The following is a 15273-nucleotide window of genomic DNA, read 5'->3' on the forward strand; positions in this document are numbered from 1 at the left end:
ATACAACCATCGCAATATATGCACTTTATCCTGCCTTATTAACATTTTCTTTTTATAATTCTTCCTTTAAAAATTTAATAAGTTCAATTTGACAACTTCTAAATTTTAATTTTCCTTTGTCACCATTTATTATAATTTCCTTCAAAAACCTTCGTCCTTTTTTAAAACCCAATGCATAACTAAATGCGCTTTGAGTTGTTTCAAATGTTTTTAGACTATCCAAAAAAAACTGTAACGGCCATCGAAATTTAATAAATTTATTTACCAATGTTCGTATTATCAACTCACAATAATCCCAACTAGGAACATCGGCCTTTTTGGGAGAAAAGAAAAAACTAAAAAATGCATAGAAAGCATCATCATCATCTTGTTCTACAGCATCAATAGGTAAAATCTGCCAAGTTTCATAGTGGATTTTGGAATTTTTTGCAAAATTATAGACATCATCGAAACACTCAGCCGCTAGTGGTGCTGGTGTTAAAATTTTTCTATTAAAAGCAAAGGATAATAATGCACATGATGCAAAAACTTTTATTTGCTCATCATTGATCTTATTATAAATAACTTTCCACTGCGAAAAATCTAAACCAATCGAATATAAATGATAATAATTTAGATTCTGAAATATTTTATTGCAAAATTTCCCGCTCAGTGAATTGCAATTCTTCCTTATAAAATCTTTTAAAACTGTTTTATTATTAAATATTAATGCAACTATTTCATCAGATACGTTTCTAAAATCACTTTTATTACAAGTCTGAATTAAAAAATAAATTCGTTGATCGTTATTTCTTAATAAATGGAACAAAATTGAACTTTTAGATTCCAAAATTGCTTGAATTATCGATTCCCAATTAACATCATTAGATTTTTCTAACTCTCCAAACAAAATTAATTGAGTTTCAAAGGGTAGTTCCCAAATTTTACTTATGCTACAAATAAACGGAATTTCATTATTAAAAACCGATATCATTCGATTATCACGTGCGATAAGATTTATAATATCTAAAGGTTGAATCGAGATACTTTCCCAAACTTCTGGATTCAAAGTTTCGGTGCCTGCTTTTAAGTAGAACTCTACAAATTCATCAATATTTATTTTATTATCTTTTAGGGCTTTTACAAGTCTTTCACCTATATCCTGACTTGCTGCCACATCAGAATTTGAAATAAGATAATTCAATATTTCTCTTTCCGCAAAACTAAACAATGTTCCAACATTGTATATCTCTTTTTTAATTAAAGCTCCTTCATCTTTATCAAAAACATTTGATAGTAAAGTACTAACTAAAGAGAATGATAAATTTTCAATACCAGAAAACTTAAATAACTCAAGTAACGGCTGATAGTTTTTTCTCAAACCTTTTACATCTGATCCATAGAACCACAGAAACTTACGAAGACTATTCTTTGATGATTCAGGAAATAGCTTACTCCAATTATTACTCTGTTCGAATTCGTCACTATAAATATAGCTATTAATACTTTGTTTTTCAATTGAACCGATATTGCGGACAGGCACTACTTGAAAATCAAATTCCTGCCCATCTATAACTTTTAAATTCAATGCTCCTGTGCAAAATGAGAAATTTCTTCGGAGTCTTGGCCATTGATTACTCCATATTTGAACAACTATTTTTTCATATTCCAATGTATTAAAAGCAGGCAAAATGATAGTTTTGTCATAATTGCTATAAATTGCGTTTAATAACGGCAAAGCTTTTGTTAAGTCATCAAAATAGTAATTTGAATTTCTTAAATTTTCCTTATCAATCAATATCGGAAAAGAATAGTCCGCATATTCATCCTTTACAGGTCTTTTGAAATATTGCAATAATTGATCTAAATCCGGTATTTTTCCTAAATCTGAAAATTGAATTAATAAAGTCTGCGTCCAAACGCAACCCGGTCTTTTCATCTCGTCGGCATACCATGTTTTACTGAATGCAAAATGAGTTGCCAAAGGATAACCTGTAATATAAATTTTAAATCCTTCGTCAATATTTGATCCAGATAAATCAGATTGCACAAGTAGTGTCTTCTTCGCATCGTTAGAGAGTGAAGAAGATGACATTAATAGTTGATGGCCATTTTGGTAGCCATGTAGTGTTTGCTCAATCTGTATTTTCATCGGTTATCCAAAGTATTGGACTTAAAATATTATTAGAATTTTTGATACCATCATTAACTTTTATCCTTTGTAGTGGCTCCGAGGAAATAAGAGCATTTCTAATATCGTGGATTTCGTAGTCACCGCCTTGTGAACTCACTCCAAAATACCTAACATTAAAAATTTCATCATTAGCAGTTAAATATTGATGAAGCAAAGGTAGTTCATTTTTACACCAAATTTCGGGTTTCAAATCAACTTTTATCAAGTCCCAACAAGAAACAACAACTGAGATTTTCCTCAAAACTTGAGGTTTTTTAAAGTCGATCATCTGCAAAAAGTCAACTAATTTTACTTGGCTTGGTACTAAATCTTCCGTCCAAGGTCTCTCTTCTACTGTTTTAATCATCGCCTGACCAAAATATCTATAATTTTGAAATTCGTGATAAATTAATCGTGGCTTATTTTTAACATCCCGTGGATCAATGAAAAGAATTATTCCATCTACAGTATCTAAAATACTTTCAAATTCCTCGTCCCATTCCCTATCGGCAAATTGCGTCTTGAAAGTTTCACCGGAAATATCGGGGATATTTAACACTATTGATTTTCCAGTAATTTTGTGGATAAGTTTAATCTTAACATTCTCAATCTTATTTTGATTTGTTCGTATAACTTCATTACATCCAGCCCAATTACGGCTAATTAAATTAAGATATTCAAGCTCACCATTTTCCAAACTTCCATATTCAAATTCTCCTTCTTCAACATTATTAAACACATAATACCATAGAGCCGCAAGATATGTTGTCTTACCTGATTCGGGAAGTCCAGAAAACAATATTCCTTTATTTTCCATTTTCATTTACCTTATAATTATTAATAAATCGATCCGATGGCTGTACACGTATAGGAATTTTTTTTTGCGATTTATTTTCTGTCATAAAATCAGTAATTAAATCTTGTAATCCAAATCCAAGATCTACAGCTGTAGAATTTTCTTCCTCAGGTCGAGAAGCTATCCTTCTATACTTTATTTCTTTTAGTTTAGTTAAAAAACGACCATTTATTTTACTCTCAACAATATCATACAAATTAAAGTTAGTCAACTCCTGAAGTAAATCCCATTTAGATACGAGTACATTTAAAACTGTTTTATCATCAAATATTTTATTGTCAATTGCAACTTGTATGAAAACAAGAGCATCTTGTATGGCAGCTGCCCTTTCTGATCCTGCTAATTTCTCACCATCAATAATGTAAATAAGGTGATTTGCCAATTTAACAACTCCCAATTGTTCTTTCATGGCAGCACCTGAACCTCGTGCGAGCTGTATTGTTTCACCTGAAATGTCCGACAAAAGAAAATGCTTTTTTAAAGATGTCTCTAAATCTTTTATTGAAATATGCAAAATCCTAAAATCCAAAGCCTTAGTCCTTTCAGTATCTGCTTTTGTAACACCTGAAGCCGAACGGGATAGATGACTCCTAATTTCAAATCCTTTTTGAGTTAAAGAACCCGCAAATAGATATTTTTTAAATTGTCCAATTTGAAACAAATCAAAAATTGTGGCTAGTAAAGTCGTTTTGCCACAATCTAAATCTCCTAATATAATAACTGAATCACATTCATATCTTTGCGTTACAGAGGAAATTTCGTCTAGTCCTAATTCAGAGCCCTTGAATACATTGATTTTATTAGTAACCTTATTTATTATGGAAGCTTCTTCACTTTTTACTGAAATATCCTCTTCATCTTCATTATCGTCGTCCCAGTAAAAATGTGGACACTCAGAATCTAATCCTTCTAAGCATTTTCCATCCTTCCTAATTTCACATCCCTCTTGCGAACAAGCTTTTACTTCGCTCATAAATACAAATGTTTAAAATGATTTTATAAAACTAATCTCCGTATAAAACTGAAATGCTAGTTCTTCTGCATTATAACTTTTATCAATGAGTCCTTTACCAAGCTTTTTATTAAATGCACCCTTCCATAAGTCAACATCTCCCAAAGTTTGTTCTAGATGAAGCGAATACAAGAAAGGCGTCAGTTCTTCTTGATGTCCCAACTTAATAACTTTTTCCTTAATGTCGTTCGACATAGCTGAAATTGAATCAAAAAGCGAATAATTTTTAAGTTTTGGTTTATTACCATTACAAATAATTAAGACTTTATGCAAAAGATGCTTTGCAGAAGCTACGTATGCAGAATGTTCGCTAATTTGCAGCAATTCGTACGCGCAAGCAAATATCATCTTTGGCAATGCAACTTCGCTAAAGTATGCCTTATTTGAAGTGCTGTACTGACCAAACAACCACCACAAAATATTAGTTTCTTCTTTTAATTTTTTATTTTCAGAATTTAAATAGTTTACTATTTTTATTAAATTGACATTGTCTTCATATTCCAAAACTTCTTCTTCCTCCTCATCATCTTCGAATGAATTTTCTTTTTCTTTCAGACTATTTGCGACTTCATCCAAATCGGCAAAATTAGAAAAATGTTCCTTTTCAATGTGTTTGCGAGCCATTATGTAAAATGGAACGGAAGTTGAAGGATGTTGTTCAAAAAAATTGGTATTTATTACTGCTAAGCCTATTTTATAACCTACAGAGCTTTCAGATTCAAACAAAAAACATAAGCTAATTTGGGCTAGTACTTTTACAATATTGTCATTTGATTGAATGGGAAATGTTAGATCTTTTTCTTTAAATATATCAACAAAGTCACTTCTGTTTGATACACTTTTAATGTCCATACCATACGCTAATCTAACCACATCAAGCCAAAATTCTATATCCTCAAATTCAATTAAATCTTCAATAGAACTTAATCTTTTTTCTAAAATGTCTTTTGTTAGTGCTAACTCAATTGATTTATACCAGGTTGGAAAGTGGTCTTTACTCGTGTAATTTTGACTCATAAAAATGGATTTATATTGTTACTAAAGGGTTTAATTTCATTTATAGAATCCCATAAATTAGGCAAAAGATTTCTTTCGCGAACTATTCGAAAAACTTCCTTATCCATTTCATGACCACTTAGATTTATAAAATTTGAAAGTGGAAGACCAAGTAAACCAATTACATTAGCCTTTTGGTAAGAACTTAACTCTAGAAATGCTGCTACTGTTAACTGAATTGCGGAGTGCATAACTTCCTTTTTACTGTTTATTTCAACTATTGACACGACCTCACTTTCAAAAAGTTCCGATATTAAAACACCTTCATTATTTTTTGGCAATACATCCCTACCTATAGGCTTTAAACCAATATCCAAAAAACCTTTTTTTGAATTAAAAACCTCCAAAGATATGCTAGTAGCGCTTTGAGCTGCTAAATGTTGCCTTTTTTCCTTATCTACATTTTTATTTCCATCTCCATAGTCGCAGATTCCTTTAACCAAAACCCACTCATTTATATTTTTTGTTTTACATGCAGCATAAATACCAGCTCCCTCCATCTCTGCTCCAGAAGCTTGGGGAAAGGCCTTTAATATTTTATTTCTTTCTTTTAAATTATCAATAAGTTTTTCTCCTGAGAGAATTTGTCCTGCAAGTAAGCGGGCGTATTTATCTTCTCCAAGTGAGCAATTCCAGCTTGTCGCATTTTTAAATCTATTTAATAAAATCATTCCAGCGTCAACTATTGGACCACGCTGTACAATTTTTTGCTTACTTAATCTTTGACTCTCATAGGAAATAATTGTCTCCGAAAGTAAAACATCTCCAATTCTTTGTTTTTCATCATCTACTCCCATAGCAACACCGATCATTACTACTGCTTTTGGATTCCATGCGTCAATGGCTTGAGCTGCAGTTAATATAGCACCACCGTAGCTTATTGACCCCATTTTATCTAATTGTACATGGACAGCAAGATATTGACCAAAGACACCTATAAAATATGTGTGATGAAGATATGGCACTTTAAAAACATCACTCTCATTATTCATCGGAAATAAAGCCTGCCTTACATGAAATGTTTCAATTTCATTTGCAGTAATTAGTAGTAAATTGATATCAGGAATTAAGCTCTTGATTTCATCATAAGATTTTTCTATTTCCAAATTAAATATTTTATTAATTATAAATTTCACCAAAATGTACTTACAAATATAACATAAATACATTAACTCTTTTAGAGCATTTTATTAAGATTATTTACGTATTTGTTTAATCGTAAAGAATATTTCTTTCTATGAAAGTACTTAATTGACAGAAATCAATTTATTTTATGTTGAAATTATTGAAACTCCCAACTAGAAATATGCCAATCTCAACTTTGCCGTAAATTCTTATGTTTTTATATAATGTTTAAGTCTTTCGACTTATAACATTTGTAGAATTAATTGCTTCAGAGTGTACCATCTTTTTAATTCTTTATATTTTAAATAATGCGAAATTTTATAACACTGAAAACAGATCAAAGAAATACAGATTGAAAGGGACATTAATACAACAGTTTTTCGTATCAGAATTGAACGTTATTTTAAATGGCTTTAAAATCTGCAGTAGTTACCTCCCACTCGTCACTCGACTCGAAATATACGTTATGCTGGTCAGTAAAACGATCCTTATGAACCGCCAGACATACAAAATGTGTTGCTCGTGACATTGCTACATATGCAAGGGGAAGCCTGCTTTTAAATGCCGCATTTTTCCTGTATTTTGTCTGCTGTTTTTCCTCAGCAATAATAAATTCCAATACTTTGCTTCCTATATCAAAAATTCGATTATATGTCTCTAGATAAAGTGTTGCTGTATGTGTTTCACCTTTCACACCATGTATGGTATCAAAATGCAGATTGAGCTCCTCGCCATTGGAACTGAACTTATAAACCTTATTCTCTGTCCTTTCAGTTAAGGATTCAATTTCGGGCTTGGTAAAAAATTCATTGAGCTCCTCGTTTAAGGTGCCTCCAAAGAAATTTATCAAATCTAAAATACACTGCTGCATTTCGGCTTGGAAACTTTCAGTCTTATAAAGGGCAGAAATCCACGTCAGCAAATCCTCATTTAACTTTTTGGAATGGCTTTGATCATCTAAAGAATTTAGAAACTGGCACAAAGTGAACGGAGTAAAATAAAAATTGGTAGCCGGACTTTTCACTTTGCAGATTCGAAGACCTTTGCAGAGCACCGATAAAAGTGTTTTACGCACCTCTTTCACATTGCTGCTTTTCACAGCCAAATGGCTGGCATTTGCCAAAAAGGAAGCAATGTTGGAAAAATCCTTTTTATTGTATCCGCGGTTGAAATCCGACCAGTAGGAATTGATATTGAGCCTGGACTCACTTAATCGCGCACCGATAACTTTGCACGGTCTTCCTTTATAAAGATTATGGCCTATAACCAGCTCCGCAAATCTGTCTTTTACCATTGGAATTGAGGCATCATCAAAAAGAATTATTGTAGGCTTGAGAGGTGACGTGTTTGTCCATCCTGTCATCTCCTGCGGCGATACGCAGATATTTTTTACTGCCTGCACAATATTGTCGGAAATCCTGGTGGTCTCAGTCAATTGCAGCTCAAGATTGAGTTTCGGCTCCCATTCAATATTGTCCTCCGAGGAGGAATAATTGTAGATGGACTGGTTTTTATCTCCAATCTTCTGCACAATTGCAGGGGTTCCATTGCACAACATGCTGATAAGCTCTGTCTGATGCGTTTCCATGTCCTGCATTTCATCAATAAATACCAAAGGAAACCTTTTGCTAAATAACCCCCCCACAGAAGTATTATCTCTTAGATACTTGAATGCGATTGAATAGGCTTCATCATACTTTATATATCCGTCCCTAAGGAGCAGGTCTTTGACCGTTTTTATTTTCTGATAATGCACGTCCATCTTTAAAGTGTTAATTCCATTAACGCTGTACCGTTCGCTGTGGTTGATAGTTTTCGAAATTTCAAAATTGCGTTTATTGTACGAAAGATAGCCGACTTCGTCAAGTCCTTTCACACTTAGAAAAGTGGAGGTCCCGTTTAAAAGGCTGAACTTATTTACTTCTTTGCAGTAGGAATCTGTATCAACAATTGACGGGGAAAACTTATGCTCGTTTTTAAAAGCGGGTATGGTAAAAAATTTATCTACAACCGATTGGATTGTTCCCAGATGGTTGGGGTAATTCTCATAAAAACTGGAATAGCTTCCCAGTTTATCTTTTATCTCTTCCACTGCAACGTTGGTATGGGTAATAATGCAGATTCCCTGTTTGAACGATTTTGGAAGCTTATTTGCCAAAATAATCAACTTGGCGGCAAGGGTTGTGGTCTTTCCGCTTCCCGGACAGGCCTGGATATCAGTGTTGTCCCAAAAACGGATAATCTTCTTCTGCCCCTCATTGAACTCAAAACCAAAGATACCTTCTACAAAGGCTATATCTTCGTCCGTAACTTGTAGTTTTCTAAGATCAAACATATGCCGCGTATTTAATTGCATCGACCATGTATTTTAAATTATCATCATCCAGAATATCCTGGACAGGTACCTTGGACTTGGACAACAAACGGGCAAATATCTGTGCCGTTACCGCCTTGGATGCCAGTTTTCGCTCAAGAGGGGCATAAATCTCCACTGCTATTTCAGAATCGTCTTTTGCTCCATCTTCCCATTTAGCAAAGTCCGCTTCTACCTTCTTTGCCACATCTGCCAAAATTTCTTTTGTGATTTCTTTTTCCAGATCATCGGTTTTCAGCGCAATCTGTATGGCTCTGTGCAGGTAATTTCGAAGACAGCTTTTTGCAATCTCGAATTCCAATGTCCATACTTTTGGAAGATATACCTTTACATCCCCGCCTTCAAATTTTGCTTTTTTCTGATCAACGATGTCCTTAATCTGCGCAGCTGTGTAATCCTCCTCCGTTTTTCGGCTGTCGGTCAGTAGGCCCACCTGCTCAATCGCGCCTGTTTTGCGCCTTCTGACTTCATAGGTATATTCACCTGCTTCTTTTGGCGGTATATCTCGGTCCGTAATGCACGATACCCTTATTCCTATGCCGGTTCCATCAGTTCTCTGGAAAATCTTTGCATATCTTAAAAGTGCAGTGTTGCCCACATTTACAATCGAAATTCCGTATTTATGCAAAGGATAGCCAATGTATTCGGCAAATGTAGGGATGAGCAGGTTTTCGGCGTCGCCCTCGACAATTATTACCGCATGGGCAAAAAATAAATTTGCTTTGGTGTCGTCCAGAAACCTTCTCAGAAAAAAATAATCAGTATCCGCCAATCTGGTCTCTCCCTTTCTAAGCGAATACACTTCACCACCTTTACATAACAGCAGATTATTAAGATCTGCTTTAGATGCAAGGGAATTGCTGTGTGTAGAGATAATAGTCTGAAATCCTAAATTAACAGACTGTTTGCTCAGAAAGTCTATTAGGTTCAATTGCGACTGTGGGTGCAGATGCGCTTCGATTTCTTCAATCAAGGAAAGCTTGAGCCCTAAATACCCGCTGTCCTTTTTCAGCAGGAGCAGCTCGGCGGCTACAAAAAGCAGGTTGTTTGAACCCAATCCCAGATTTGATCCGTTTTTTATTGAAAAGCCAAGTAATTCAAGCTTTTCGAGAATCCTGCCCAAATCATTGGGGGCAATTCCAAATTTAGACGAAAGAGGGTTATTTAATAACGAGAATTCCTTCAGGTAATTCACGTTGATTGTGTCGGCTATTTCCTTTCCTTCCCCATTCTCAAAATAATTCTTAACTTCAACATTTGCCTTATCCATGGTCTCCACCAAAGGATGCTCTTTGTTTTCATTATCCTGAAAAATTTCATGGGCGCCAAGTATCTGTGAAAGCCGTGACCCCCTTCGGGATGCCAGTTCATATTCGGCATCACGAAGAGCCTTAAGGTAAGTGACCTTTAATTTATTTTTAGCCTCGCCGCTGATCATGCCGCTTTCTTCATCCTCCCCGGCCTTGACATCAAAATATACATCAGACAATGAGTTGCTTTTTTCTTTTCTTCTTCCTATCAGTGTAAGTTTTAGATAATACTTGCCCTCACTGATTGACAGCCATTCCAGAAACGCCGATGCCTCTTCAGGCGAGAGCTCATTAAAAGTGCAGACTATTTTAAGTTCTGTGGCCCTGGATGTCCCATCGCTATGGAAATCATCTTTCGTAAGGCGGTTCCAGTCATTGCTGTGCGTACCGGTGACAAGCTTAATAGCATCAATAATTGTCGATTTTCCCGAATCGTTCTCACCTACAAGCAAGTTCAAGCCCTGTTGGAAATCTACACCAACTGATTTGTACCTTCTAAAATTTTCAATGTGAATTTTTCCTAAATACATCCTAAATATTTTGTTTTGTCAATAATAGCGCAAAATTGTTCTGCATTTTTATTTCAGCAGGAGATTCAGACCGTCTTTATATGGTTCTCCAACTTTACTAAAACCGAACTTGTCGAGGATATGAATCATAGAATCCTTCCTTGTTGTTGCAAACAAATTAATGTCACTAATTTGTGGAACGAATACACCAAGAAGTTTTTGACAGAGTTTCTGGCCTTCAAATTCTGGATGAGTTACAATGTAGCCTAATTCTTTTTCAAATTGGGATGCTATATCACCTTGCTTTGCACTTTCGAAAACTGCTTTTTTATAATTGGGGTCAGGTTTTTTTAAGCAGGCTGTCGAAAGAACCTTATCACTATCTACGATCAGTGCTATTAGGTCCGCCTTGATCAACCGTTTTTCAATACCTTTTATAGAAATCTGGTTGCCCTGATCAAGCAATTCCACAATCTGTCGTATAAAATCAGCGGAAAATTCTTTTGGTTTTCTAATAATAGTTTCCATGTTTTAATTTAATCGTGTTAAAGCGTTAAACAAATTATGATAAATCAAATGAATTTAGCAACATTCTAAGACTCTAAATAAAATATTACATAAAAAACAGGTATAAATACCTGTTTTGACTTGCTTTTTTACATCGAAACTACCTATCAAATTGCTATTGTACTCTGGCGAAAAATTGGTTTATTTCTCCATGGAGTTGCCTTCAAATTTGACAAAAGAAACAAGGCGAATTTACCGATTTTTCCTAAATCTTGGTTTTGTTGCAAAAGCAGTTAACTAGTAAATCAAGTTCTGCAGATTTAAGGTTCAAATTGCGGAATATCCGTCTTAGAAAATAGAAAACATGTAAATTATTCAAAACAATAAGTAGATCCTTTTATTACTAAACTACTAAGTAATCTGCTGTTCTACTGTCAAAAAAAATGATTTATTTCTTTGGGTGCAGAATCGGTGCATAATTTTCAGGAACCAAATTAAAGCTCTCTGAAACAAATACTTAAAAGCGTAAGTTCGAAACATTACTAAATTAGATCTAGTTTCAAAATTTGATTTCTATACAAGATTTTCTTAATTAAAATTTAAGATTATTATATTCTCTCTAAATCTCTAGTTTTTGTTTGCACATGAAATTCTGACAAGAGAAGTTTCAAATGAATCAATAAAGTAATCTATCTTAACCAAAATATATTCAGAATTACATTCATGAAGGAATTTGTAAAAAAAAGATCCTAATATAAAAAAACCGATTAACTTCGAAAGTTATTTAAGGTCTCTATCTAAAATCTTAATGGTATTGTTTATTTTGTCTTTGTTTAATAAATCAAATTGTTCTATTTTTTCAGAACTTAAATAATCTTTGATATTTACTGATTTATTAGTTACAGATTTTATACCAAGCTCTTCTAATTCTTTATTTGTCTTACTTGTAAGTCTAGTCAAATCGCGTGTTTTTCCATCTAAGTGTTCTTGTAAATAGGCTTTCTGAATAATATTTTCTATAGTATTTTTTACTGAAAGAGTAACATCATTAGTTAGTGAGATATATGCTATAGTCGATCCTCTTGAATCAGAAAAATCTTTATTTTCTGTTCTTTTATACGAACCATTCAAAGTGACAACACTAGAAACCGAACCGTCTGAAGTTCCAGTTAATTTTTCATATTTGCTTGTTGTAAGAATTAATGATTCATAAAAAAAAGCATACTCAACAGTATATACTCTACAAGTTAAACAATTAGTAAGTTTCCCTTTTATATCAATTGCATAACTTACTTGCGAATCTAAATCATTTATTGCCCCTAGGCTAGCAACATAACCTTTAACACTAGGATTTTCAAGAGGTATCCAACCAGCTTCTTTTACTTGAATTTTAGTCTTATAATAATTTGCATTTGAAAAACCAAAATTAAGACTACCTGCCAATGGAAAACTTGAGCTAGCTCCGACCACTATATCATTTTCATAATCAAATTCCTCAACTATTGTTCTCCCTTGTGGATCAATTTTAACTGGAGTTGTTTTTAAAGCATAAGACGGCAAAATATATTCAATATCTCCAATTTTAAATTCTTTATTTGCATTAAGCTTTGCCATATCTACCACAACTAATCCACCGCAAATTGTACTCATTCCTTTTGATAAAGGAATATTTACCTGCGCCCGTAATCTACCACCATCGCTAATTTCGGTAGATCCAAACTTTTGCAAAAAACTTTCTAAACCAGATTGAGAAGTCATTGGACTATCCGAATTCTTAATCTGTGGTAAATGTATATCAAAACGTAATACTTTTGGTGGTGTGCTCTCCGCGCGATAATTTGCAACTGAAATAAAACTCCCATTAATGTTGATAACTATAAAAATTGTTTCTCCTTTCTCAAGTTCAATACCCTTATCTTTAAATAACTTAACTTCTCCAGAATTAATATCTCCAATGTAATAGTTATTTCCGTTAGATGTGTTTAGAACAAAACCTTTTTGATAACTTACTGAAATTTTAGTGTTAGATGAATTTTTTAATTCCAAATCAACATTCTTAGCAAATATTCCATTCGAAAATCCTAATAATACAAAAAGTAAAAATTGTTTCATAGCGTTTTTTGTTTAAACTTATACATTTACATTAGTCTTGTCTTTCAGAAGTATTAAAAAAAAATATTAATTTAAATAAATTTAATATTTTCACTTTCTATAACTATCTGCTAATCACAAAATTATTTAATTTTAATCAATCTGAAACACGTATAATTACCTGTTTTTTATAAAATATTTAAATGAACAATCGAAATATTTTTCCATTTATTATAACTTTAATAAAATTGGAGTTGCCTTCTATTTTGCAACAAAAAGCTGTGACAAGATCGTGGTACATGCATTTTGGCTTGGATACCTTTTCTGCCACGAAAAGTTAAGGCGCTTTTTAAGATATTGCACGCGTCTAAGTTTTATGGCAGAATCGTGGCGCATGGAGTTTTTAAAAAGTATAATCTCAACAAAATAAAGCCCTAAGAAGATTAGGTTCGAAACTTTTAGACTCCGTCAGATGAAATTTAGAAAGAAATTTTCAAGTAACAAAAACCTTTAGATCTCGCGATTTGAAGTTTTTTTGCTTTTGGTCCTAAGTGTACCTATCGATGTACCTGATCTTAAAAATGATCAATAATGTCCGTATTTAAAGGGATTGGAATAAAGTCTGCTGAGCCTCTTCCTCCGTCACATAAGTCTGAAAAGTGACTTTTAAAAATAAAAAAACCTTAAACTAAAGTGTTTAAAGGCTTTTTTATTTGGGTTATCTAATCGGTACCTTTAAAACCATAATTAGAAGATATTCATTTGAATAAACTGCTATAAAATTTCTAAAAGTTGGCAGCCATTTTAATCATTCTTTTCCTTTACTATTATTTTTTCAAATCCTTCATTTATTGCATTTTCCATAATTTTGTCCGTATCGGTACCACTCTGATTGCTAATAATTACTGCACCCATATCATATTTTGGAATTATATAAATATAACATTGAGAACGTGGCACTGCTCCATGATAACATAAAAGGTTCTCTTTTTTTTTTATCATCTGTACCAATATTCCAAAAATAACCGATGTTAAACTTATTGTCAAATTTGACAATTGATTTATGTGACTCAGAAACAATTTTACTATTTTTCAATTGAAATTTAATCTGGTTTACCATATAAGGTATCGTCGATTTCATACTCCAAGTACTACAAAACAATAAAATTAATTAAATTAACTTCATTTCTTATGTTGGGAAAATAGTGATCTTAAAACAACTCTCCAGCAAAGTTAATAATCTAAACCACTTTTACCAACAATTGGAATATAGTTCGTGCACAAATTACACATTGTATTGTTAAGTATATGGATTATTATAAAGTTAAAAAAAATAGAAAAACTATTAGTCAAACAGTCTTTGATTGTAATGATCCAAATCGATTGTGGAATAAAATAGGACAAAACAAAAAACTGCCATGTATAATCAATATTAGTGATTGCTAAATTGTATTCAGCAGATTATTGACAACTGGATTAGGAAAGCTGCAGGACAAAACAACGGCAAACAAAAATATAAATAAACGAGTTAAAAACTTACAATTAGATTTTAACTCGTTTATTTATATTTTAGTTATGCAATTTTATGTCAATTAAGATAGTAATAATTATAATTCATGAATTATCACTATTTTAGGCCCAACAATCATTGTATCTATTTTATCTTTGAAAGCCAAATGACATTTGTATTTTTCATCTAAAAAAATTTCTTTCAGAAAAAAAAAATCATCATTTATTTTTGTACTTAGATTAGCAATTTCAAAAGATTTTAGAGGAATAGAAAGACCTTTTCCATTTGCTTTAATAACAGCTTCTTTTTGTGTCCAATAATCAAAAAAGGCTTTTTTTTCATCCTCAGCGATCCTGATATTTCCCCATTCACTTTTTGTCATTTGCGACTCAAAATCCTGAATATTTATTTTATCAATTATTTCAACATCTATCCCAACATCGTTCGTGTCTGATAAAACACAAACTACTATTTCACCAGAATGTGAGATATTAAATTTAGTATTGATATCATCTAAAAACGGTTTATTATAAAATGTGTAGTTAAGATTTTTTTTGTTCTTTATCCCCATTCTTTGTAAACCATAGTTCAAAAGCAATCTTCCTAATAAGGATAATTGACTATCTTGCCATTTTCTATAAGCTAATATTTTTTCTTTAAAATCATAAGGGAACTCATTTAGGTATTTTTCTATAAGATAATCATGGTTTTCTTCGGAAATATATGCGTATAAAATTTGAGTCATTTTTTATAAGTATTTTCGCTTTCGCA

Annotated in this window: 11 protein-coding genes; all 11 read right to left on the reverse strand. The window is 32.7% G+C overall.

The genetic code is table 11. The features are described 5' to 3' along the window. Nucleotides 1-52: 52 nt before the first annotated feature. Nucleotides 53-2131 (reverse strand): GAP1-N1 domain-containing protein, encoded by a 2079-nt coding sequence (locus tag ACIDC4_RS19315; RefSeq protein ID WP_412043994.1) that lies wholly within the window; start codon nt 2129-2131, stop codon nt 53-55. After that, nucleotides 2115-2969, reverse strand: coding sequence for a TRAFAC clade GTPase domain-containing protein (locus ACIDC4_RS19320; RefSeq protein ID WP_412043995.1), 855 nt, complete (start codon nt 2967-2969; stop codon nt 2115-2117). The genes ACIDC4_RS19315 and ACIDC4_RS19320 overlap by 17 nt, the downstream gene beginning before the upstream one ends. Continuing rightward, nucleotides 2959-3981: a TRAFAC clade GTPase domain-containing protein gene (locus ACIDC4_RS19325; protein ID WP_412043996.1), complete on the reverse strand. Its 1023-nt coding sequence runs from the start codon at nt 3979-3981 to the stop codon at nt 2959-2961. Before ACIDC4_RS19325 ends, ACIDC4_RS19320 begins: the two co-directional genes overlap by 11 nt. A gap of 12 nt (nt 3982-3993) precedes the next feature. Next, nucleotides 3994-5037 (reverse strand): GTPase-associated system all-helical protein GASH, encoded by a 1044-nt coding sequence (locus tag ACIDC4_RS19330; protein ID WP_412043997.1) that lies wholly within the window; start codon nt 5035-5037, stop codon nt 3994-3996. Next, nucleotides 5034-6182 (reverse strand): phosphorylase family protein, encoded by a 1149-nt coding sequence (locus ACIDC4_RS19335; RefSeq protein ID WP_412043998.1) that lies wholly within the window; start codon nt 6180-6182, stop codon nt 5034-5036. The genes ACIDC4_RS19330 and ACIDC4_RS19335 overlap by 4 nt, the downstream gene beginning before the upstream one ends. 422 nt (nt 6183-6604) lie before the next feature. Beyond that, a complete protein-coding gene (locus tag ACIDC4_RS19340; RefSeq protein ID WP_412043999.1) occupies nt 6605-8536 on the reverse strand; it encodes a UvrD-helicase domain-containing protein in 1932 nt (643 codons plus the stop codon). After that, a complete protein-coding gene (locus tag ACIDC4_RS19345) occupies nt 8529-10415 on the reverse strand; it encodes an ATP-dependent nuclease (RefSeq protein WP_412044000.1) in 1887 nt (628 codons plus the stop codon). The genes ACIDC4_RS19340 and ACIDC4_RS19345 overlap by 8 nt, the downstream gene beginning before the upstream one ends. Before the next feature lie 48 nt (nt 10416-10463). Further along, nucleotides 10464-10922: a hypothetical protein gene (locus ACIDC4_RS19350; RefSeq protein WP_412044001.1), complete on the reverse strand. Its 459-nt coding sequence runs from the start codon at nt 10920-10922 to the stop codon at nt 10464-10466. A 759-nt stretch (nt 10923-11681) separates the two neighbouring features. Beyond that, a complete protein-coding gene (locus tag ACIDC4_RS19355) occupies nt 11682-13013 on the reverse strand; it encodes a hypothetical protein (RefSeq protein WP_412044002.1) in 1332 nt (443 codons plus the stop codon). 783 nt (nt 13014-13796) lie between these two features. Next, entirely contained in the window at nt 13797-13994 is a 198-nt protein-coding gene (locus ACIDC4_RS19360; protein WP_412044003.1) for a hypothetical protein, read from the reverse strand. Nucleotides 13995-14599: 605 nt separating this feature from the next. Continuing rightward, nucleotides 14600-15247, reverse strand: coding sequence for a 4'-phosphopantetheinyl transferase family protein (locus ACIDC4_RS19365; RefSeq protein ID WP_412044004.1), 648 nt, complete (start codon nt 15245-15247; stop codon nt 14600-14602). Between the last annotated feature and the right edge of the window lie 26 nt (nt 15248-15273).

The organism is Flavobacterium sp. C3NV (genome assembly GCF_046825355.2).
Classification (GTDB): Bacteria; Bacteroidota; Bacteroidia; order Flavobacteriales; family Flavobacteriaceae; genus Flavobacterium.